The organism is Croceimicrobium hydrocarbonivorans (assembly GCF_014524565.1).
Taxonomy (GTDB): domain Bacteria; phylum Bacteroidota; class Bacteroidia; order Flavobacteriales; family Schleiferiaceae; genus Croceimicrobium; species Croceimicrobium hydrocarbonivorans.
In genome coordinates, this window is sequence record NZ_CP060139.1 from 590,452 (window position 1) to 611,889 (window position 21,438).

The window sequence follows — 21,438 nt, forward strand, 5'->3', positions numbered from 1 at the left end:
ATGATGAATCATATAAAGAAAGTCCTGCTTCTTGCTCCCCATACAGATGATGCCGAATTGGGCTGCGGTGGAACCATGGCTAAGTTTCTGGAACATGGCATTGAAGTGCATGTTGCCGCTTTTAGTACCGCCAGAGCGTCCCTACCCGATGGAAGTGATCCGGATTTATTGAAAAATGAATTTATCTCTGCCATGGATTTCTTTGAAATTCCAAGAGAGCAACTTCGAATCTATGATTATGAAGTGCGCAAACTGAATTACTCGCGCCAGGAAGTACTGGAAGAATTGGTAAAGCTGCGTCAAGAAATTGCCCCAGATATGGTTTTAGTTCCCAGTGGATCTGACCTGCATCAAGATCATCAGGTTCTTTATGCCGAAGGATTAAGGGCCTTTAAAGAAATCACAGTTTGGGGTTATGAATTGCCTTGGAACCATATTAGCTTTTCTGCACAGGCCTTTGTTACCTTAGAAGAAAGACATATCCAAAAGAAATGGGACGCCTTACTGCATTATAAATCCCAATTTGTTAAACAACGACAGTATTTCACCGAAGAATTTATTCGGGGCTTGGCAACAGTGCGTGGCACTCAGGTACGTGCGCCATTTGCTGAAGCTTACGAAGTGATTCGGACACGTTGGTAAAATAATTTGCATGAAAAAACTGACCTTATTCTTTTTGCTTTGCGGATATATGCTTTCCGCTCAAACGCTGATCATCGATACGCTAAACACTTCTAAAGATGCGATGATTCGAAAATTGGGGAATACCCCAGATCCTCTAAACTATGGATCTTATCCCTGGGAAAACATGCATGCCTGGACAAACAATGGCCAAGCTGTAGTTCATCGATCTTTAATTGATTTTAATTTAAATGGGATCTCAAATCCGAGCTTGATTGACTCTGCTTTCTTAGTACTTCAGGTACCCCCTAGTGGTGTGCAATATTCTTCAGGTCATCATATGGCTACTGATAACTCTTGTGAGGTAACTACGATTACTGCACCTTGGAACGAATTTCAAGTTAGCTGGGTTAACCAACCCAGTACGGATACGAGCAACAAGATTATTATCCCACGTTCTGATAGTGCCTATCAAGCTTATAGATTAGATGTTACTTCCATGGTTCAGAATATGCTGAATTCGCCTACAGCAACACATGGATTTTATTTAAAGCTGCTTAATGAGTCCTCCTATCGCAGAATGGTCTTTGCTTCTAAAGAAAGTCCATACAGCCATTTAGCGCCTATTTTGGTGGTAAAGCAAACTATCCCGCCACCACCGCCGCCGCCCACCGGAAACAGCATCGAAATTAGCGCGCTTCAAGATGCGATGATTAGAGAATACAATCAGGTTGGCGACAGTAGCAATTATGGCAATTATCGCTGGAATAATATTCAGATGATGAACCTCAATGGAACCCTAGAAAAACAACGATCATTAATCCAATTTGATTTAAGTGGAATTCCTGCTACTGCCCCTTTAGACTCCGCCATTCTTGAGCTAAGCATGGACCGCGATCTAACTGCCCCGCTCTACACAAGCGGCCATATATTCTCAAATGGAGCAAACAGCTGCATTGTAAGACGTATTATAAATCCCTGGCAAGAATCCACAGTAAATTGGTTCAATCAACCCAGTGTTGCCTTTCAGAATACAATATACATGGCTTCTTCAGTGCGAGCCTTTCAAGATTATCGCCTCGATGTAACCAATTTGGTTTTTGATATGTTGCGTTATCCAAGCCAAAACCATGGCTTTTATATTCAGCTGCAGTTTGAATCGCCGGATCGCCGAATGGTATTTGCAAGTCGTGAAAATCCGGATAGTACCGCACGCCCCAAATTGATATTATACCTTCCTCAAGGATTTGAGCTCATGGAGGAAAATTCGGTTTTTGAAACAGCTGTATATCCCAATCCAAGCCAGGGCAAACTAAATGTATTTATACCTGCTTTTTCCGGTGGTACTTATTCCATCCGATTTTTTAATACTATGGGCCAGGAAATTACTCGACGAAGCTTAACAGACCCAAATTCAAAAATCGATGTACAGGGCGAACTTGAATCAGGCCTACATTATTACCTTATTCTTAGCTCCTCTGGAAATAAGGTAGGAGCAGGTAAAGTCTTGATTCAATAAAGTTAAAAAGGAAATTTACGGTGATTTCAGATAAAGTCACCGGCATTATCGCCTTCACACATAATAAGATCAATAACTGATAAATGGGAGATGAATTCATCTCCCATTTGCTTATATACTGGTGGCTCATACTCCTGATAAAGGAGTTCGATACCAGCAGCCTGGTAGGCTTCCAGGTCATTGTATTTTTTAGCTCCTTGTCCAGATAAATACTGATCTGCCCCTACTATTTTACAGAGATTAATAATCTGTTCACTCTTTGTGCCTAGATTTCCTGGTAAATCACTCATCCGCTGCATAGGAGTGTCAATCTTTAAAACCCCTCTGAAAAATTCAATAAGATCAATATTCAAGTCTGCCAAATTGGAGTACTCGGTTAAAAGTATCTTCTCTATTTGAGGATAATATTGATCAAAATACGGGGCCTTTCCATAGGCGTGCTTAAGGCTATTCAGAGCCTTACTTTGCCATTTCTGAGAATAGTCGATGGCAAGGTCAATAAAGGACACATCTCTGCCTTTTGAATGACTCACAGAAACACCCAACCATTGTGCCTCACCTTGGCTATTCTTAAACTTGTTTCGATTACAAATATGACGATGAACATATTGCACCGTATCCATCAAGATATATTGGTCGCAATCCTTCATCTTCTTAAAATAACCTTGCCAGGGCATAAAATTCGGTTGATGTACTGCTAGAATCATATTTGTGTTTGGAGTTTTTTAAATTCTTCGGTTAGCCTTTGGCGAACGGAACTATCTTGTTGGGCCTTCTTTACCCTTTTAAAATTCTGATCGAGATTAGGGTTTACTTCTAAAGTATAGTCAAAGTATTTCCGGACATGTTGTGCTATCCTTTCTGCTTCTTCCTGAGGTTTTAATAGCAAATCTTCGTAGCGCAGACTTAAGAAATGACGCTTATCCAGCTTTTGGCTCTCTTGCTGATAATAGTTTTTCAAAAAGTGTACTTGACCTGCAATCTGCTCGTATACGTTTTTGGAAAGAAGTTCACTCACATTAGGAGGACTATAACTCCACCACTTAGATAGCCCCTTTTCGCCATACTGATTTAATCGAGCTTTATAAATGGATTCTGCCGCATCAAGATTATTTCTTTCAATATGCACAAATACCACCTTGGGAAGAACCTCGCTTAGCTTTTGCATATGATAGGAGCCAAATATGTTCTTAAACACGGCCGCATTCCCCCAAAGATGTTGCATATTCAAAATACTGGATTTCAAACCTTTCCAATCTATGTTTTGCTCATCCTTCGCAATAGTTTCCATTGCAGTAAGGGAATCCTTCTTTAACCAGTATCGCCAGTAATAGCCAAATTCATGGATATCCGTTAAATCTGTGGTTCTGGCATATTCACTCTTAAAACCCGGTAAATTATCTCTGCCCAATACCTGATCACTTAATTGAATTCCGGTTAAAGGATTAAGATAAAACCTCGCTACCAGATTATTGACATAAGACAATTGATAGGCATTAGCTAAAAACTGAGTGCAGAGCGTAGTACCACTTCTCGGAGCGCCAATCACCATGAAAATGGGATGCTCCTGCTCTTCTACTTTCTGGTAAAGTTGCGCCTCAAAGTCCTTTAAGTAGGAATTAAGCTCTTGAATGAATCCTTCACTTTGGGCATCTTTGCGATATGCACCAATTCTATCGGCGGCCAGGTCCTTCAAATTTTTCATATCCTAGAAAGAATTACATTCTCCAATTGGGTGCTGAGCTTTTTAAAATTAAAGCGATCCAAAGCTTCTACTGAAGCCCCTTTAATCTCAAGTCCTGCCTTCCAATCCGCCAAGCGTTCTTCTAAAAACTGAAGGGCTGGGAGATACTCTTGATGAGATGATAAATGACCGGCATTGGTCTCTTTAATTACATGTGCAGCAGCCCCATCCTGATGACCGAATGCCAAACAAGGAACAGCACTATTTAAGTATTCAAATAATTTAGTACTATACACCAATTTGCTGCGATCAGCCATCCCCACTAAAAGCAGGAGTAAATCGGATTTCTGCATTTCTTGAACAGCCATATCATGGGGCACCGTTCCCTTGAAAACTAATTCTAAATTTTCAGGAAGCACCTTTAAAACAGAGTCTCTGGCTATTTGATCTACATTTCCATAAAAATGAAATCGCAAATTTGCCAATTGACCCTCCGGTATATTCTGGATGAAAGCCAAAAAGCCCGGTGAGACCTGATTCATTTTTAAACTTCCGAAATATGATACCGTGAACTTTTTGCTTCGCTCAGATTGATCAGATTGATGTTTCCCAAAATCGTCGGGATCAAAGCCATTGGAGATATAATGCACTTTTGTTTCCTCTTCTTCAAAGCCTGGGAAAAAACCCTTGTTTACACAGATAATATCCGAGGAGGCTTTAAGGACTGATTTTTCTAAGCGATTATTAAAATAGCGGGCTATTCTTCCCAATGGAAAATCCTCATAATAATAGATATTAGTCCAAGGATCTCTAAAATCACTAATCAAAGGCAGATCTCCACTGCTGGCAATCGCCTTTGCAACCAATGCCGTGGTTGGTGGCGGGGCAGTAGAAAGTACTGCACTGTAATGATTCTCTTTAATAAGCTTTTTTCCAAATGAAAGAGCTTTGGGATACCAAAAAATCTTAGCGTCTGGAATGATAATATTTAAACGCAGCCAAACTTTAATTCGAGCGCGCCAATTCGATTTGGCAGCATAAAATATAGATGGGTTGACCTTGGAGGATTCTCCCTGCAATAGGCTTTCATCCGTCCGGACAACCTTAAGACCAGGCACTTGTTGATCATCACCACGAGAACGACTAGCCGTGAGTATGGTTATCTCCCAGCCAGCTTGAAGGAGGTATTTTACAAATTTGCTAATCCTGAAAGAACCGGTTCCCTCATCAGGTAACCAATAATAACTAACAACTAATAAACGCTTATCCTTCTTCGAAATCATACTAGAATTAGAGCTTTGACTGCGCTTCAATTTGTTGACTGACCAAAGCTAAACCCTCTTTAAAACTATGAGGTGTATATCCCAATTCTTTTTGTGCCTTTTCAATTACAAACCCAGTCTTAGGTGGTCTCTTAGCAGCTTGATTTAAGGTAGAAGAATCAAGGGGATTGATCAAGCTTTCATCCAAGTTCCAAAAGCGAGCAATCTCTCTCACCATATCGATAATACAGAAAAAGTCAGCGCCTGATATGTTGTAAACTCCCTGGGCCTTTTGCTTGGCAGCGAGAATACAACCCTGGGCCAGATCCTCTGCCAAAGTGGGCGTACGGAACTGATCATCTACCACCTTAATCGGATCACCCTTTTCCAAAGCTCCTTTAGCCCATAATACAATATTGCTGCGGCTCATATTTTCGGCCACCCCATAAACTAAAACAGTACGTAATATAGCAGCCGATACAGTGGACGCCTGTATCAATTGCTCTGCCCTCAATTTAGATTCACCGTAAAAAGATAGTGGATCAGGAATAGCCTCCTCGGTTAAAGGTCCCTCCTCTCCATTAAAAATGAAGTCTGTACTGAGATGTACCAGATGACAATTAAAGGTACTACAAGCAGCAATGATATATTGAACTGCTTCTACATTCAATTTCTCGCAACCGGCCTTATCTTCCTCACATTGATCTACATGAGTCATGGCTGCGGTGTGTATCACAACCTCGGGCTTTTCCTGCTCAAATACCGCAAATACCTCAGCGAGATTTGAAATGTCCATGGAATGGTAAACATAGCCTTCTTGCTTGTTTAGTCGATTGGTTCCTCTTGCGGTAGCCACCAATTCAACTTCCGGGTCGGCACTTAATTGATGAACTAATTTTTGTCCAAGTAATCCGTTAGAACCGGTTACCAATATTTTCATAATTAGGTATTACTATTCTGAGTGTGAATTTCAGCTAACAAATCATTCAAGGCTTTGATTTGCCTAGCATTGCCCAATACAAAGAGACGAGATTTGGGGCGAAGGATGATTTCACTACTGGGATTGATCATATAGTTTCCCTCCGGATCTTTGATACCGATAATGGTACATCCTGTCCTTTGACGAATATGCAATTCATTGAGATTGCAAGAGCGCTTCTCGCCTAATAGATCGCTCAATTCAATTTCTTCGAGATTACTATCTGATGATCCTTCCACCGAAAGGTGCTCCAAAAATTCTACAATATTGGGGTTCATCACCAAACTGGCCATATGTCCACCTCCAACACCTTCGGGCATAACCACCGAATCGACACCCACGGCTCGAAGCTTGCGCTCGGTACTTTCTGAAGAGGCACGACTGATTAAGCGTATGGATGGTGATAAGGTACGGGCAGAGATAACTACAAAGAGATTATCTGCATCCTTGCTAAGAGTGGTAACCAAGGCATTGGCTCTATCTACTCCTGCTTGTCGAAGCACATCATCATCTGTAGCATCAGCCTCCAGGTATAGAACATTGGCTGATTTCAAATACTGCTCAATGATCTGAGGATCGTTTTCAATGACCAAAACTTCCTGACCATAAGCCACCAATTTTCGGAGAGCTCTCCGACCATTTCGGCCAAAGCCACAAAGGATCACGTGACCCTTAATTGTACTGATGCTGCGATTCAAATTGCGTCGTTTAATATCTTCTGCCAATTCTCCACTAATCAAGACCTGAGTAAGCAGAGTGAGACCGTAAGCGAAAGTACCAAAACTAGCTATGATGAGGAAAGAAGTAAACCACTGTCCGGCGGTACTTAAAGCCTGTACTTCGCCAAAACCTACGGTGCTTACCGTAATGATGGTCATGTAAAAGGCCTCGGAGAAATGATAGTCTTCAATGAGCATATAGCCCGAGACTCCAATCAGAATAAGGGTTCCCAGTAAACTAACTATGGTTCTAAAGCGGGCAAGGACGTTGGTCTGGTACAAGGCGGTTTATATATCAAGCACGGAATGTCTTTTACTCCGCAAATGATCTTTAATCTGAATCCAAAAAGCCAGAATGAGGTATAAGATAACTGGTGAACCAAAGGTTAAAAAGGAGGTATAAATAAAATATCTACGTACCACTCCCGGGGCAATTCCCATTCGCTCACCTGATCGGGTGCAAACTTCAAATCCCCACTTCTCCAGAAAATTCCGTAATCTTTCCATCTTCGCTATCGATTTAGCAACTCATTCCCGAGAGTGCAAGTTAAACATTTTTTAGGCTGACAATAGTTCTTATACCAAGCAATGCAAGCCTGACTATCGAAGGCAGAACGTAGCTTCAAGCCCAATTGTTCATAAATCCGAGTAAGCCGGTTTGCTTCGGCGGGTAATTTCATCAAAGAATCCAATGCCGCATCTTGCAGTTCATACCGCCCCGTTTTTTTAGCATAGAAAAATTGAAGTGGGATAAGTGCATTGATTAATAAACTCTGCTTTAGAGCCTCTGACCAATGTAAACCAATATTTGATTTACTTGTATTTTTCAGGCGGTAGTGATTGCACCAAAATTGCGGTAGCTCAGGCCAATAAAGGGCTTGCATTTCCAGGCCCCGACCTTCTCGAATCGAAGCAAACCATTGTAAAGCGTAAGGTAATAACTGACTTAATTGAGCAATTCGTCGATCCGGAAAATTGGCGGGGCGCATTCTGGAATACTTCCAAATCGAAAAATCCAATTCTTCCAATTTGTGCTTATGCCTTAAAAATTGAAACTCCGAGAACCAGGGATTATCCCCTGACCCTCCGTTTGTCAATAGGCCCGCCATCCCCAAAAAGAGAGCATCACGTTGCAAATCCTTGTCTTGATACTTTCGCCAAAGTTCTAGTTTCAGAACGCGACTTAAGGATTCCATCGCTGGACTGTTAACTGGGGCTCCTAATGCTTTAGCCAGACTACGATAAAGTAGGGCATCCCAATTTCCCCCTAATTCCTCCAAAGCCAGATTTAGACTTTCAGATTTTTGCTCTAGTCTTAGTATACATGCGCGTTCCAACATTTGATGCTTCTTTATAGCATCTACCTCTCGGAAGCTTTCGGCGCAAGCCAGGCTTTTAGTTCCCTGTAATCGTTGTTCAAAACGCCAATAAAGCTGAGTATCGTAAAGCCCATCCAAACTTAAGCATGGAGGTGCCCAGCCCTTTTCCGTGTAGATCAATTGGTCCTCTTCCTGAACCACATGAAGAATTACATTATTGTAGCCAGGATCTAATTGGTGCTGATGTCGATTCCAATCCGAACTTCGGATATGAATTTCCACACTTCCCACCCATAATTGACCATTGATCCTTATTCGCGCTTGTTCAAAATCGGGCCCGCTATTGGCGTTCGGATAACCCGGATGAAGAACCTCAATCCTCCCTCCATTTTTCATAAACCAAGGATCCGGTTTCAATTGTCGAAATCGCCAGAGATAATGCAGAAAATCTTCAGTCATAGATTTTTTTCAATGTTTGAACATTAAAACTTTTCACAGGTTAAGAGCAAGTTATATTTTAGCACCATGGGTATTCAAGAAGAGATTAAGCAAAGCCATTTTAGAAACGCTTATCAAAAGGCTTTTTTAAATATTATGTACACTAATAACTGGCTCGACGAAAAAGTCCGAGGCATGCTTAGTGGAGAAGACCTCACTAAACAGCAGTTTAATGTTTTACGAATTTTAAGAGGTAGCTATCCAGAGCCCTTGAGTACCTTACAGATTCGAGAGCGTATGCTGGATAAAATGAGCGATACTTCTCGTATTGTAGATCGCTTAATCAAGAAAGAGTTTGTTTCCAAACAAACCTGCCCCAATGACAAGCGCCTGGTTGATGTGATTATTACCGAAGCTGGCTTGGCTAAATTGGAAAGCATCGATCAAAGAGAATTTCGAATTGAAGAAACCTTTAGCAATCTTAGTGAAGAAGAAGCTAATCAGCTGAGTAATCTCTTGGATAAGATGCGGGAAAACAAAGAGGAAATGGCTTAATAATGCCAGATAGGGCCTAAGGTGGGCCTCCCTCTCACCCATGAAACTGCTTGCAAACCGGTAGTATCACCAGCACAACCATTGCCTGCAATTATCGATTGTATTTGCAGGGTTCGGGTTGTATCATATACGCCTAAGTTAAACAGGCTTATACTATCCGTAAAGCTTTGGCTAAAAGTACTGTCACCATCAAAAAATGTTACCTCCCAAGGGCCTGTTGCCCCACCAAAAGTTAAAGTAGCAGTATGCATATCGCCTTGACAGACCGAGTCTATACTCCAACTTAATGTAGGTGCCGGCAGCACATGCAAATTATATTCAACACTATAAGAAGTGGTATTGTAGGGAGGCTTAATTTCAGTGGCCTCTAAAATATAGTCCCCCGAAGCGGTAATATCCCAACGCACTCCTACTGTTGTATCCTCCTGACCATAAATCAATGTTGAATCTATCCTACCACCACTAGTACCTAAAAAAGTCCAGGTCCAATCAGAGCCTGAAACAGGGTATGGTACCGTATACAATTCATTAGCACCAGCACAGAGCGTATCATAGATATTATCATCGGCCCTGCAATAACCATAACCATTGTCATTACCAGGGTCACTCATATCCTGGCCATCAATGTAAATGTCATCCACCATGGCAAAAGAGCTGCCCCCACTCGATATAAAATAAAAACGTAGGATATAAATTCCGGTAAACGTAACGGGCACTGCAGTTTGAATCACATTGGTAGGCGTTCCATTTGGATAGGTTCCAGTAGCACTATCAATATAAACATGACTATGCAGTACTTGAACCAGATTTTCGTTTACATCCAATAATTGAATCTGTAACTCACGGTGAGTCCCATTGGCAAAGTCAAGCTTATGACGAAAGTCAATAAAACCCGAGCCATTGTATTCGATAATAGGGCTGGTGAAATGGTAGGCCGGATCTCCGTCTACTACTTTACCAGTTAAGGCCTTTTTCTGGTTGGCAGAATTAATTGAATTCTTGGTGGTAATCTCCATGTCTTGCCATTGCCAGCAATCACCAATTTGGTTTACACTTTGATTAAAATTCTGCACTACGGTTTGCCCTCTAAGCCCAAAGGCTAAGAGCATCCCTATCAAACCATATATCAGGCCAACCCTCCTCATCGAATTAAGCTAAAGTAGTTGGTATAATAATGCGTCTCTCCCCGCTGGTTCTTAACCTCAACCTTAACGATATAGGTTCCTTCCGGACTCTTTTGACCGCTATTGGTTCCATCCCAGCCATGAACGGAATTATTGCTATCCCATTGGTAAACCATTTCACCCCAGCGATTGTAAATCGAGGCTAGAAAATAAGTCATACCAACTCCTTTAAATTTCCAAAGGTCATTTATGCCATCATCATTGGGCGTAAAGGCATTGGGAAAGAACACTTCAAATCGTTCATCAATATAAATATACTTATAGGCGGTATCCGAACATAGGCCATTGTCCACAATTTGGAGAATCTCATGTTCACCAAAGTCTGTGAACTCTATCCTCGTAGCTGTACCTTGATCAAAATAGATTCGATTAAGGTACCACTCAATTTGTGCCTGGCCACTGGCCCTTCCCTGGAAGAATAAATTGAGCAGATCACCATAGTACAAAGTGTCTGGAACATGGCTAATTCTCGCTTCAGGTTGATCATAAACCTGAATATCGAAAGCTATAGTATCGTTCTCGCAAGAACCATTTAAAGCAATGAGATAAGTGCTGGTATCGGACTGCGCTTGGAAGCTAATTACCCGATCCCGGGAACCACCCTTCCACATAAAGTCACCAATGATGGAACTCTCGAGCGTGACCCAATCTCCCTCGCAGGCTCTTTCCGGAAATTTAGCTAATGCTGTGCTTGGTGCGGTTACTCGAATTAACGCTAATGACGTATCTCCAGGACACAGTAAAGTATCCGAATAGGCGTAAACACTAATTCCATGAACTCCGGCCGAGGCATTCGACCAATCAATTTGCACAACATTACTATCCGAGCGTCCTACTATCTTTCCTTGCCCCACGCTCCACTGATACTTCATGCCAGCTTGAAAAGGAACCGCCAAACGATTTGGCGGATCATAAATACATACCGTATCTAAGGCTTGCTGCGCAAAGCTCAGAGAAGCGTAAAGGGTAAGAACCAGAAGCCCTATGTACCCTTTACGATTCAAGACTGCGGATTAGTAATGGTAAATAGCTCCGGTGCTGGGTTTTGGATGAATGATAACTGGTGTATTTGGTAATCCACTAGGATCAGCCGCACATCCGTTAGCATCAGTTAAACCGGTAACCGTAACTGTTTGACTGGTATTGTAATTAGGTAAGCTTACTACATAAGGTGTAGCATTCGCGGTGTCGGTAAAATTGGTTGAACCATCCGTGTAATCGATAATCCAAGGTGCAGTACCGGTTAAGGTAAAGGTTAAGCTTGCGCTGAAGCCCTCACAGACAGAGTCGGCCTGAATAGCCACTGTTGGCAGTGGATTAATCACAATGTTCAGGCTATTGGTATCACTGTAACAGCCATACTGATCCGATTCTACCACATAAAGGGTATAAGTTCCGGCCACGACCCCCCAGTCGATTTCAATGGTTCCATTATTAGCACTTACGGTGCTATCAATGGTACCTGCAGTTGGGTCATTCAAAAACCAGCTGTAATGGCTGGTAGCTGCTGCTCCTGTTACACCATAAACTACATCGGTACTTCCCGCACAAACAGAGTCGGTGTAAGTAACCTGTGCAGAAAGACTTTGTGCTGCCAATACTAAGATTAGCGAAATGCTCAATTTTCCGAAGAATGATTGAAGTAAAGTTTTCATGAAATTGATTAGTTTTTAAAAATTTCTATCACGCAGTGGAAAACTCATCCTTCAATAAGATGGGGTTTAACTCGGTCCGGATCAAGCATTTTCCGGATCGGGTGTTTACCCTGCTTAAGCTTGCTTGATTGGTTGGTTGAACTAAACGGCCAGCTTATTAAAATTTGGGTTGTTCCTTTAAAATGAATTAGTTCGGCTAGTCCCCTTTCTCTAATTCACAATCAAATGTGGATAAAAGAGATATATTCGCCGTAACTAGCTGATTTCAAAAGACTAAATCAAATAATAGTAGGAAATAAAGCGCTCGAACTATGCGCATTTACTGCTGATTTGCTCAATTTTAAAAGCTAAGTAGCTCAGGTTCAATATCGCGATATCTACGCAAAATGAACAGCCTGAAAACCCTTTTAACATGGCGTTTTCAGGGATTTGAAGAAAAAGTGATAGCTATAAAAAACGGGCCATTTCGGCTTGTAATTTTGCTGCTTCGGAAGCTGCAGCATCAGCAAAATCCTCAGCCTGAGAGGCATAGATAATACCTCGTGAAGAATTGATTAAAAGGCCAGCACTAGAACTTGCTTTTCCATGTTCCATCACTTCAGAAACAGTGCCTCCTTGTGCTCCGACACCTGGTACCAATAAATAGTGATTTGGTACCCATTTTCGAATTTCTTTCAGGTACTCCGCCTTGGTCGCTCCCACTACATACATGAGCTCTTCCTCCGATGCCCACTGGGAAGATTGACCTAATACTTCTTGGTACAGCTGATTTCCTTCTGAAAGGCTCTTTAACTGAAAATCTCCACCACCTGGATTCGAGGTTAAGGCTAATAAAATTACCCACTTACCTGGATAGCCAAGAAAAGGCTTAACTGAATCACTGCCCATATAGGGAGCTACTGTAATGGAGTCAAAATTGAGTTCCTCAAAAAAGGCTTTGGCATATCGAGCACTGGTATTACCGATATCACCTCGCTTGGCATCAGCGATGGTGAAAAGCTCTGGATAATTTTGATTGAGATATTGCAGCGTTTTCTCCAGGCTTTGCCAGCCCTTCAAGCCTTCGGCTTCGTAGAAAGCTAAATTAGGTTTGTAGGCTACAGCATATTGATGGGTAGCATCAATAATAGCTTTGTTGAATTCAAAAATCGGATCCTCTAATTGCTTGAAATGAGCTGGGATTTTCTCAATATCTGTATCCAGGCCTACACATAAAACCGACTTCTTTGCCTGAATCTGAGCTTCTAATTCGCTGCGTGTCATATCTAATCTTCGCTTCCTTCGCGGAGTCTTTCAGCATTCTCCGCAAGCATTAATTCATCAAGGAATTTTTGAATATCACCGTTTACCACTTCCTGTAAATTATAAACAGTAAGATTAATACGGTGATCGGTTACTCTACCTTGAGGGTAGTTATAAGTCCTAATTTTGGCTGAACGGTCTCCGGTAGAAACCATGGTCTTACGCTTATTGGAAATTTCGCTGTTATGCTTTTCCAATTCCATCTCGTACAATTTGGTACGCAGCATTTGCATGGCTCGCTCACGGTTACCCAGCTGGGTACGCTCTACCTGACAAACCACCACTATTCCGGTCGGTTTATGGGTTAACTGAACCTTGGTTTCCACCTTGTTCACGTTCTGACCTCCTGCCCCTCCAGATCGAGAGGTTTGCATTTCGACATCTGCAGGATTGAGTTCAACGTCTACCTCTTCAGCTTCAGGTAATACTGCTACCGTTGCAGCGGAGGTGTGCACCCGACCTTGGGTCTCAGTAGCGGGAACACGTTGCACGCGATGCACCCCACTTTCAAATTTCAAGGTGCCATAAATATCTTCACCGGAAACCTCCATTACGATTTCTTTATAGCCACCCATGGTTCCTTCGTTAAAGTCTACCACTTCTACTTTCCAGCCTCGGGCCTCGCAATAGCGAGTATACATTTTGGCCAGGTCGCCTGCAAAAATCGAGGCCTCATCCCCACCCGTTCCTGCGCGAATTTCCAAGACTGCATTTTTCTCATCTTCGGGGTCTTTAGGGATCAGCATAAAGCGAATCTGTCCTTCCAGCTCTTCCAATGCGGGCTCTACCTCATCAAGCTCCATTTTCGCCATTTCGCGCATTTCCTCATCATCCGAATTGATGATAAGATCTTTGGCTTCCTTTAAACGCTCTGTGAGCTCCATATACTGAGCTCGGGCATCTACTATCTTCTTAAGATCTTTAAACTCCTTATTGAGTTTAACATAGCGTTTCTGATCCGAAATAATATCCGGTTGAATAATGAGGTCATTAACCTCGTCGAAACGCTGTTTAATCTGATCTAATTTCTCCTGCATCTCTTAGGACTTAAAATACTCAAAGCTTCCATGCTCTGATTGAATAGAAACCTGAGCCTTTTCAGCGGCTTCTACCCTACCCACGATTTGGGCATCAATACCAAAGGACTGACTTATTGCAATAATCGCATCAGCGGCCTCAGCATCGCAATACAATTCCATACGATGTCCCATATTGAATACTTCATACATCTCCTTCCAGGAGGTGCTGGAGGATTCTTGAATATGACGGAACAAAGGTGGAGTGGTAAATAGATTATCCTTGATTACATGAACGGCATCTACAAAGTGAAGCACTTTGGTTTGAGCCCCACCACTGCAATGAACCATGCCATGCACAGCCGAGCGTTGCTCTTTTAATATTTTGGAGATAACCGGCGCATAGGTGCGAGTAGGCGATAAAACCAGTTTACCGGCATCCAAAGGACTACCCTCTACTTGATCTGTTAAGCGGGAAACTCCAGAATAAATCAATTCCTTAGGTACCTGAGGGTCGAATGACTCAGGGTATTTCTCAGCCAAGTAATGGGAAAACACATCGTGGCGTGCACTGGTTAAGCCATTACTGCCCATACCTCCATTATACTCTTTCTCGTAACTAGCCTGTCCAAAGGAAGCCAAACCAACAATAACTTGTCCGGCTGCAATATTGGCATTATCGATCACCTCCGATCTTTTCATCCGAGCGGTAACGGTACTGTCTACAATCACCGTTCGAACCAAATCACCTACATCTGCGGTTTCGCCTCCGGTAAGAATCAAATTCATCCCTTCAGCATTCAATTCTTCAATTAAATCTTGGGTACCCTGAATCAAAGCAGAAATTACTTCTGCAGGAATCAAGTTCTTATTACGACCAATGGTTGATGATATCAGGATCGGCACATCGGCTGCGCCTACACAGAGTAAATCATCAATATTCATAATCAATGCATCTTGAGCAATGCCCTTCCAAACACTTAAATCGCCGGTTTCCTTCCAATACAAGTAGGCTAATGAAGATTTAGTGCCAGCGCCATCCGCATGCATAATCACACAATGCTCTTCGCTGCCAGATAGAAAATCAGGAATTATTTTACAGAAGGCCTTAGGAAACAAGCCTTTATCCAAATCCTTGATTGCCTGATGTACGTCTTCCTTCTGAGAGGACACCCCTCGCTGGCTGTACTTTGATGATTGATTTTCCATTTTGCAAAAATAGAAAGCGCCCCGCGGTTTTAAACCACAGGGCGCTTCTAAATATTTAATTAAGCTATTTGTAGCGTATCCAGAGGCCTGGTTGAATTTCTACTTCTTCCAATTCAGGGTTTAATTCCTCTAATACCTCTTCGTCGATATCCAATTCTTTGGCGATATCACCTAAATCGATGCCACGACGTTTAACCTGATAGTGTGTAGCGTCCCACTGCTCATAGTTTCCATCTTTTTCCATTTTCACTTGCAAGCCAACGAAAGGACGAACACCGCGTAAACCTCCGTTCAATTCCTTGAACTCACGGATATTCATATTTCCTTGACGGGCTAAGGCTCCAAAGCTCATCGGACGTTTCATTACTAAGATTTCTCCTGGCTTCGCTTCATTCTCACGACCTGCTTGAATCAAGGCATCGGTATCTGCTGCTTGAGGCTTGTCTTCTCCACCTTCGGGAACGAAATCATCGCTAAGTACTTTAAAGTCAGTACGACGGTTGATTTGGTTTGCAATTTCTTGCTTCTCAGCAGGTAGAGCTTTAATAAACCGTTCGGTGAGTTGGTCTCCTTCTTTAAAAGATTCTTTACCGTAGCCATCGTAGTTCTTCGGAATGGTAAAAGGCTCATTCTCACCCATACCTTGAGCTTCTAATCGCTTAGGGTTCACCCCTTTTGAAATCAAATAATTCACACAGGTATCGGCACGTTTTTTTGATAACCAATTGTTACGGTCTTCTGAATCACGATAATCCGTATGCGAACGCATTCCGATAGTAATATTGGGGTTATTATCCAAAATGATAACTACCGAATCCAAGGCCGACATAGCCTCTGGACGAAGGTCCCATTTACCTAAATCAAAGAATACATTAGGAAGAACGATCGGCTTCTTAATAGGATCAAGTTCCTTATTTAAAGTAATGCGCTTAATGAAGTACCCTGCCGAAGGAACATATTCAAAAGCATCGATTTCAAAACCAATGGTAGTTACTTCCCCCGTATTGGCCAAATAACTCTTTTTAGAGAAATGCAAAGTGTAGTTCACATTCTCCATCACCTTGGTATCGTCGAAAATATAGTATCCATTTTCATCCGCTGTAATGGTTACCGATCCATCAGGACCATCCAATGTAACGGTAGCTTCTGGAATTGGGGTCTTCTCTTCGGAGTCGAGCACTACACCCTCGATATTAAACACTAATGGAGTACGGTACACCGACCAAATATCATCGCTGTTCTCTTGAGAACCGTAACGTGTTTTAGATCCTTCACGATTAGAAGAAAGGAAACCTTTTTTAGTATCAGAACCAGGCTCCCAAATCAATGCAAAATCATCACTGCTAGAGTTGATCGGATATTCCATATGGATAACATCTCCTTCTGGCATACCATCTTCTCCTAATTTTACCTTGTAAATATCTAAGCCGCCCATCCCGGGGTGACCATCAGATGCAAAGTATAGGAAGCCATCACCATGAACAATTGGGAATCGTTCAGAGCCAGTAGTGTTCACCTTAGAGCCCAAGTTGCGTGGCTTTCCCCAAGATTTTGAACGACGATCATATTCTGTCACAAAAATGTCGTGAGAACCTTTGGTATTGAAATCATCGGAAACAAAGTATAAGAACTTATCATCCAGAGAAAGACAGGGATCACCAATATTTGCCATGGTATCACCACCGATAATTTGGCGCTCTGGCTCTTTCCAAGACTGACCTTGCATCTCCGTTTTGTAGATACCACAACCTAAACGCAAATCATCATCTACAATACAACGAGTGAAATACAATTCCTTTTTACGACTATCAAAACTTGCCGTTCCTTCGTGAAATTCACTGTTTAGGATTTCTTCTTCATCCAATAAAACAGGGGTAGACCATTTTAAATCAGCATAGCTAACTTCCTCCTCTTCATCGTTACCACGGCGACGACCACGAGATTTACGTTCTGCGGTACTGGTATAAAGATCCATATAGGATTCACCAGTCCAGCTATCTTCATCGCTACCTACAGACTCATCTCGAGAGGACACAAAAACAATCACATCATTTTCACGGCGATCTCCACCATAAGTCACGGAGAAATCCATAGCAGGACTGTTAATGTCCTTCATGTTGTCTACCTGATATTGACTCGGCTTATTTTTCCTTTCGATGGCTTTACGAGTAGATTCAATCGCCTCGTCAGCCATGGAGTCGGTAGGATTCTCTTTTTTGTATTCTTGATAAACTTCGATGGCCTCTTCGTATTTACCCATCGCTTTGAGCATGTCCCCACGCAACATAATTGCTTTGGGATCACGGTATCCTACCTTAATCGCTTTGTTGTAATTCTGTTCAGCTTGATCATACTCATTCATCATGCGATATGACTCCGCTAACTTGAATAGAACCTCCGATTTTTGATCTCGACCTTTGGCTTCATTATAGGCATCCTTTAAAAGTTCTACTGCGTAGAAATATTCTTCTGCATCGAATGCTTTGTAAGCTTTATCTATTTCCTTAGGGAGTTTCGGTTCGCCATCTGGCTGAGCTTTAAGGGAGTAAGATAAAAAGCTCACAAGAATTAATGCAAATCCTAGACGAAAATGTCTCATATATGCCGCTGTGATTTTGGTCTGTAAGCCGCTAAAATAGTTAAATATTTTATTCAGCTAAGCCCGATTTTACTAGGGGTTTCAAAAAAAAAACCGCCTCTGTTAATAAGAGACGGCTTTGTTTGAATATCAATTAATCTTAAATGAAGATTAACTCACGATACTTTGGTAATGGCCAGAGCTCATCATCCACCAATAATTCCAATTTATCGCAGGCATATCGAATCTTATCAAAATAAGGGATCACCTTTTCGCAATAAGCGATGGCTTGCTCACGAGTATCCTCAATGGCATTGCAGCGCTTGCGCTCCTCGATCATCGCATCTTTCTCGGCAATAATGGTGCTGATATAACCACTAATGCTTTCAATCATATGCAATTGATCTTTGGCTACTTTCTGGAATACTTCCGGTGCCAATACCTCTTTTAATCCACGAACATTCTGGATTAATTTATTCTGATAATTAATTGCAGTTGGCACTACGTGGTTTCCAGCGATATCACCTAAAACACGACTTTCAATCTGAATCTTCATTTTATACTCTTCGAGCATAATTTCATGGCGAGCATGAACCTCTACCTCATTCATCACTTCGTTTTCCACGAAAAGCTTTACAGCCGAATCGGTTACATAAAAATCCAATGCATGAGGAGTAGTACGCACATTACTCAAGCCACGTTTTTCGGCTTCAGCGGCCCACTCATCTGAGTATCCATCACCTTCAAAACGAATATTTTGACTTTGCTTGATATAGTCACGCAATACATTAAAGATGGCATCATCCTTTTTCATGCCCTCCGCTATATGAGCATCTACCGCCGCTTTAAATTCGCGTAATTGCTGCGCCATGATCGTATTTAAAATGGTCATGGGTTGAGCACAGTTCGCTAAGGAACCTACTGCACGCAATTCGAATTTATTTCCGGTGAAGGCAAAGGGAGAAGTTCGGTTACGATCGGTATTGTCCAATAAGATTTCTGGAATCTTACCAACTACGTTTAACTTGAGATCTGTTTTCTGCTCAGGACTCAATTTACCTTTCTCCAGCTGCTCAAGAGCATCTAAAGTGGCCGTTAACTGAGAACCTATAAATACAGAAATAATAGCAGGAGGAGCCTCATTTGCCCCTAAGCGGTGATCATTACTAGCTGATGCAATCGAAGCACGAAGAAGATCGGCATGATTGTGCACCGCCATAATAGCATTAATGAAGAAAGTAAGGAACTGTAAATTGCTCTTTGGGGTTTTACCAGGGGCTAAAAGATTTACTCCGGTATCGGTAGCCAAAGACCAGTTATTGTGCTTTCCACTTCCGTTTACTCCTTTATATGGCTTCTCGTGCAAGAGCACTTTGAAGTGATGGCGACGTGCAACCTTATCCATCAAATCCATGATAAGAGAGTTGTGGTCTACCGAAATATTTGCTTCTTCGAATACAGGTGCTAATTCGAATTGACTGGGGGCCACCTCATTGTGACGGGTTTTCACCGGAATTCCTAATCGATAGGATTCCATTTCCAATTCACGCATAAACTGACGGGCACGCTCTGGAATTGATCCAAAATAGTGATCATCCAGCTGTTGTCCTTTTGCAGGGGCATGTCCCAATAATGTACGTCCGGTTAACTTCAAATCCGGACGAGCATGGAATAAGGCCATATCCACCAAGAAGTATTCCTGCTCCCATCCTAAAGTAGCGGTCACTTTGCGAACATTGCGATCAAAGTACTGACATACGTCAGTAGCTGCCTGATCGATAGACTGCAAGGCACGTAATAAAGGCGTTTTATTATCCAAAGCTTCGCCGGTATAGCTAACAAATACAGTAGGAATACAAAGGGTACGCCCCATAATGAAAGCTGGGCTGGTAGGATCCCATGCGGTATAACCACGAGCCTCAAATGTGTTACGAATACCTCCATTAGGGAAGCTGGATGCATCAGGCTCCTGTTGAACCAACATACCGCCACTAAACTTCTCAATGGCCTGACCATCGCCAGTAGGCTCAAAGAAAGAATCGTGCTTTTCGGCAGTAGCGCCAGTTAAAGGCTGAAACCAGTGTGTGTAGTGGGTTGCTCCTTTATTGATAGCCCAGGCTTTCATGCCGGTGGCCACCTGATCGGCAATTCCACGATCAATCTTGGTTCCTTTTTTCACAGCATCCGACACGCTTCGATAGGCTTCGGGAGTCATATACTCCTTCATCGAACGGTAGTTGAATGTGTACTCTCCGAAGATCTCAGAAACACGAGTGTAAGGAAGCTCTACTTCTGGAGCCATCCGTCTTTGTGCTTCTTGCAATGCGGTAAATCGAATTTGAGGCATTTTGAAAAATTTTTCGCAAAATTAATTGCCTCGGGGGGTTGAAACCAGAAAAATCTTAAATTTTTACAAACACCCTCTTAAAAACTAGGGGTGTACTCCAGGATTATCTTAAATCACCCCAATAACCCCCAATAAATACACGGTATACAGAGCGAACATGATAAATCCTTGCCAACGACTAATGACACCGCGCTTCATCCAAAGCATAAATGGCAATAAAATGAGACTAATTCCAATTAACCACGGGAAATCAAAGGACATCAATGCGGCACTTTGAACAGGCAAGTCTGTAATCAATCCGGTTATACCCAATACTGCCAGAATATTAAAAATATTGGACCCGATTAGATTCCCTAATGAAAGGTCTTGCTCCCCTTTAAAGCTGGCTATCAAAGAAGCGGCTAATTCGGGTAAGCTGGTGCCGATGGATACCACTGTTAAGCCCACTACCCTTTCACTAATCCCCCAGTCGGTGGCAATATTTACCGCTCCCTTTACGAGAAACTCGGATCCAAATCGCAATCCTGCTATACCAGCAGCCAGGAAAAATACCATCTGCCATAGCTTTAGCAGTTTGGCATCCGAAATTTCGGGGTTCTCCTTCTCTTGCTTACGTGATCCCCGAATCTGAAAGAGATTATATAATACTAGTAAAATAAAGAGTACTAAAGCCTCCCAAAAGCCTAGGAGATCATTCCAAAGAAAGAGGTATAATAAAAGGGTTACAAAGAACATGATACCCCAGTCAACCCGCATAGTACGTTTGCTTACCTGCATAGGGAATACCATGGCGGTTAAACCTAAAATGAGGGAGATATTCGCAATATTAGAACCAATCACATTACCAAAGGAAATATCAATGTGACCTTCTAATGCGGCTTTTAAGCTTACCAATAATTCCGGGGCAGAGGTCGCAAAACTCACGACTGTCATTCCCACCACTAACAAAGAAATTTTGGCTCTCAGTGCGATATCAACCGAGGCTTTAACCAACCAATCACCACCGAAAAGTAGGAGTAAAACTCCAACCAGGACCAGGAAATAATCCATT

19 protein-coding genes are annotated in these 21,438 nt (G+C 42.2%); 3 read left to right on the forward strand and 16 right to left on the reverse strand.

Annotated elements, in window-relative coordinates; all coding sequences use genetic code 11:
* Entirely contained in the window at positions 1-642 is a 642-nt protein-coding gene (locus tag H4K34_RS02745) for a PIG-L deacetylase family protein (protein WP_210759307.1), read from the forward strand.
* Positions 643-652: 10 nt separating this feature from the next.
* Positions 653-2,140: a DNRLRE domain-containing protein gene (locus H4K34_RS02750; protein WP_210759308.1), complete on the forward strand. Its 1,488-nt coding sequence runs from the start codon at positions 653-655 to the stop codon at positions 2,138-2,140.
* Between the two features lie 26 nt (positions 2,141-2,166).
* Here H4K34_RS02750 and H4K34_RS02755 read toward each other — a convergent pair whose 3' ends face one another.
* The 7 genes from H4K34_RS02755 to H4K34_RS02785 are packed head-to-tail and all read right to left on the reverse strand — an operon-like array spanning position 2,167 to position 8,562.
* Positions 2,167-2,847 (reverse strand): WbqC family protein, encoded by a 681-nt coding sequence (locus H4K34_RS02755; RefSeq protein WP_210759309.1) that lies wholly within the window; start codon positions 2,845-2,847, stop codon positions 2,167-2,169.
* Complete coding sequence (locus H4K34_RS02760; RefSeq protein WP_210759310.1) at positions 2,844-3,845, reverse strand: sulfotransferase; 1,002 nt, start codon at positions 3,843-3,845, stop codon at positions 2,844-2,846. The genes H4K34_RS02755 and H4K34_RS02760 overlap by 4 nt, the downstream gene beginning before the upstream one ends.
* Positions 3,842-5,107 (reverse strand): glycosyltransferase family protein, encoded by a 1,266-nt coding sequence (locus tag H4K34_RS02765; protein WP_210759311.1) that lies wholly within the window; start codon positions 5,105-5,107, stop codon positions 3,842-3,844. Before H4K34_RS02765 ends, H4K34_RS02760 begins: the two co-directional genes overlap by 4 nt.
* A 7-nt stretch (positions 5,108-5,114) precedes the next feature.
* Positions 5,115-6,026: an SDR family oxidoreductase gene (locus tag H4K34_RS02770; RefSeq protein WP_210759312.1), complete on the reverse strand. Its 912-nt coding sequence runs from the start codon at positions 6,024-6,026 to the stop codon at positions 5,115-5,117.
* Positions 6,027-6,028: 2 nt separating this feature from the next.
* Entirely contained in the window at positions 6,029-7,066 is a 1,038-nt protein-coding gene (locus H4K34_RS02775) for a potassium channel family protein (protein WP_246452184.1), read from the reverse strand.
* Between the two features lie 6 nt (positions 7,067-7,072).
* The gene (locus H4K34_RS02780) at positions 7,073-7,291 is read right to left on the reverse strand and encodes a PspC family transcriptional regulator (RefSeq protein ID WP_210759313.1); all 219 of its coding nucleotides are present in this window, start codon (positions 7,289-7,291) and stop codon (positions 7,073-7,075) included.
* A 5-nt stretch (positions 7,292-7,296) separates the two neighbouring features.
* Positions 7,297-8,562 (reverse strand): DUF2851 family protein, encoded by a 1,266-nt coding sequence (locus H4K34_RS02785; RefSeq protein ID WP_210759314.1) that lies wholly within the window; start codon positions 8,560-8,562, stop codon positions 7,297-7,299.
* A gap of 66 nt (positions 8,563-8,628) precedes the next feature.
* On the opposite strand from H4K34_RS02785, the gene H4K34_RS02790 reads away from it, so the two are divergent.
* Entirely contained in the window at positions 8,629-9,096 is a 468-nt protein-coding gene (locus H4K34_RS02790) for a MarR family winged helix-turn-helix transcriptional regulator (RefSeq protein ID WP_210759315.1), read from the forward strand.
* On the opposite strand, the gene H4K34_RS02795 is transcribed toward H4K34_RS02790, so the two are convergent.
* From H4K34_RS02795 to H4K34_RS02835, 9 genes are all read right to left on the reverse strand, one after another.
* A complete protein-coding gene (locus H4K34_RS02795) occupies positions 9,093-10,241 on the reverse strand; it encodes a hypothetical protein (protein ID WP_210759316.1) in 1,149 nt (382 codons plus the stop codon). The genes H4K34_RS02790 and H4K34_RS02795 overlap by 4 nt on opposite strands.
* Entirely contained in the window at positions 10,238-11,284 is a 1,047-nt protein-coding gene (locus H4K34_RS02800) for a T9SS type B sorting domain-containing protein (RefSeq protein WP_210759317.1), read from the reverse strand. Before H4K34_RS02800 ends, H4K34_RS02795 begins: the two co-directional genes overlap by 4 nt.
* 9 nt (positions 11,285-11,293) lie before the next feature.
* The gene (locus H4K34_RS02805; protein WP_210759318.1) at positions 11,294-11,935 is read right to left on the reverse strand and encodes a hypothetical protein; all 642 of its coding nucleotides are present in this window, start codon (positions 11,933-11,935) and stop codon (positions 11,294-11,296) included.
* Positions 11,936-12,382: 447 nt separating this feature from the next.
* On the reverse strand, positions 12,383-13,198 hold the full coding sequence (pyrF, locus tag H4K34_RS02810) for an orotidine-5'-phosphate decarboxylase (RefSeq protein ID WP_210759319.1): 816 nt from the start codon (positions 13,196-13,198) through the stop codon (positions 12,383-12,385).
* A gap of 2 nt (positions 13,199-13,200) precedes the next feature.
* Entirely contained in the window at positions 13,201-14,274 is a 1,074-nt protein-coding gene (gene prfA / locus H4K34_RS02815) for a peptide chain release factor 1 (protein ID WP_210759320.1), read from the reverse strand.
* 3 nt (positions 14,275-14,277) lie between these two features.
* On the reverse strand, positions 14,278-15,462 hold the full coding sequence (locus tag H4K34_RS02820; RefSeq protein ID WP_210759321.1) for an AIR synthase related protein: 1,185 nt from the start codon (positions 15,460-15,462) through the stop codon (positions 14,278-14,280).
* A gap of 64 nt (positions 15,463-15,526) precedes the next feature.
* Entirely contained in the window at positions 15,527-18,061 is a 2,535-nt protein-coding gene (locus H4K34_RS02825) for an OmpA family protein (RefSeq protein WP_210759322.1), read from the reverse strand.
* Positions 18,062-18,200: 139 nt separating this feature from the next.
* Positions 18,201-20,387, reverse strand: coding sequence for a glutamine synthetase III family protein (locus tag H4K34_RS02830; protein WP_210759323.1), 2,187 nt, complete (start codon positions 20,385-20,387; stop codon positions 18,201-18,203).
* A gap of 108 nt (positions 20,388-20,495) precedes the next feature.
* The gene (locus tag H4K34_RS02835) at positions 20,496-21,437 is read right to left on the reverse strand and encodes a calcium/sodium antiporter (RefSeq protein ID WP_210759324.1); all 942 of its coding nucleotides are present in this window, start codon (positions 21,435-21,437) and stop codon (positions 20,496-20,498) included.
* Position 21,438 lies beyond the last annotated feature (1 nt).

What these genes read in the sequence shown, in the direction of transcription:
- H4K34_RS02755 (WP_210759309.1), bottom strand. Translation starts at nt 2,847, where the DNA reads ATGATTCTAGCAGTACATCAACCGAATTTTATGCCCTGGCAAGGTTAT.
- H4K34_RS02835 (WP_210759324.1), bottom strand. Translation starts at nt 21,437, where the DNA reads ATGGATTATTTCCTGGTCCTGGTTGGAGTTTTACTCCTACTTTTCGGT.
- H4K34_RS02805 (WP_210759318.1), bottom strand. Translation starts at nt 11,935, where the DNA reads ATGAAAACTTTACTTCAATCATTCTTCGGAAAATTGAGCATTTCGCTA.
- H4K34_RS02745 (WP_210759307.1), top strand. Translation starts at nt 1, where the DNA reads ATGATGAATCATATAAAGAAAGTCCTGCTTCTTGCTCCCCATACAGAT.
- H4K34_RS02750 (WP_210759308.1), top strand. Translation starts at nt 653, where the DNA reads ATGAAAAAACTGACCTTATTCTTTTTGCTTTGCGGATATATGCTTTCC.
- pyrF (WP_210759319.1), bottom strand. Translation starts at nt 13,198, where the DNA reads ATGACACGCAGCGAATTAGAAGCTCAGATTCAGGCAAAGAAGTCGGTT.
- H4K34_RS02790 (WP_210759315.1), top strand. Translation starts at nt 8,629, where the DNA reads ATGGGTATTCAAGAAGAGATTAAGCAAAGCCATTTTAGAAACGCTTAT.
- H4K34_RS02765 (WP_210759311.1), bottom strand. Translation starts at nt 5,107, where the DNA reads ATGATTTCGAAGAAGGATAAGCGTTTATTAGTTGTTAGTTATTATTGG.
- prfA (WP_210759320.1), bottom strand. Translation starts at nt 14,274, where the DNA reads ATGCAGGAGAAATTAGATCAGATTAAACAGCGTTTCGACGAGGTTAAT.
- H4K34_RS02780 (WP_210759313.1), bottom strand. Translation starts at nt 7,291, where the DNA reads ATGGAAAGATTACGGAATTTTCTGGAGAAGTGGGGATTTGAAGTTTGC.
- H4K34_RS02785 (WP_210759314.1), bottom strand. Translation starts at nt 8,562, where the DNA reads ATGACTGAAGATTTTCTGCATTATCTCTGGCGATTTCGACAATTGAAA.
- H4K34_RS02825 (WP_210759322.1), bottom strand. Translation starts at nt 18,061, where the DNA reads ATGAGACATTTTCGTCTAGGATTTGCATTAATTCTTGTGAGCTTTTTA.
- H4K34_RS02770 (WP_210759312.1), bottom strand. Translation starts at nt 6,026, where the DNA reads ATGAAAATATTGGTAACCGGTTCTAACGGATTACTTGGACAAAAATTA.
- H4K34_RS02830 (WP_210759323.1), bottom strand. Translation starts at nt 20,387, where the DNA reads ATGCCTCAAATTCGATTTACCGCATTGCAAGAAGCACAAAGACGGATG.
- H4K34_RS02760 (WP_210759310.1), bottom strand. Translation starts at nt 3,845, where the DNA reads ATGAAAAATTTGAAGGACCTGGCCGCCGATAGAATTGGTGCATATCGC.
- H4K34_RS02795 (WP_210759316.1), bottom strand. Translation starts at nt 10,241, where the DNA reads ATGAGGAGGGTTGGCCTGATATATGGTTTGATAGGGATGCTCTTAGCC.
- H4K34_RS02820 (WP_210759321.1), bottom strand. Translation starts at nt 15,462, where the DNA reads ATGGAAAATCAATCATCAAAGTACAGCCAGCGAGGGGTGTCCTCTCAG.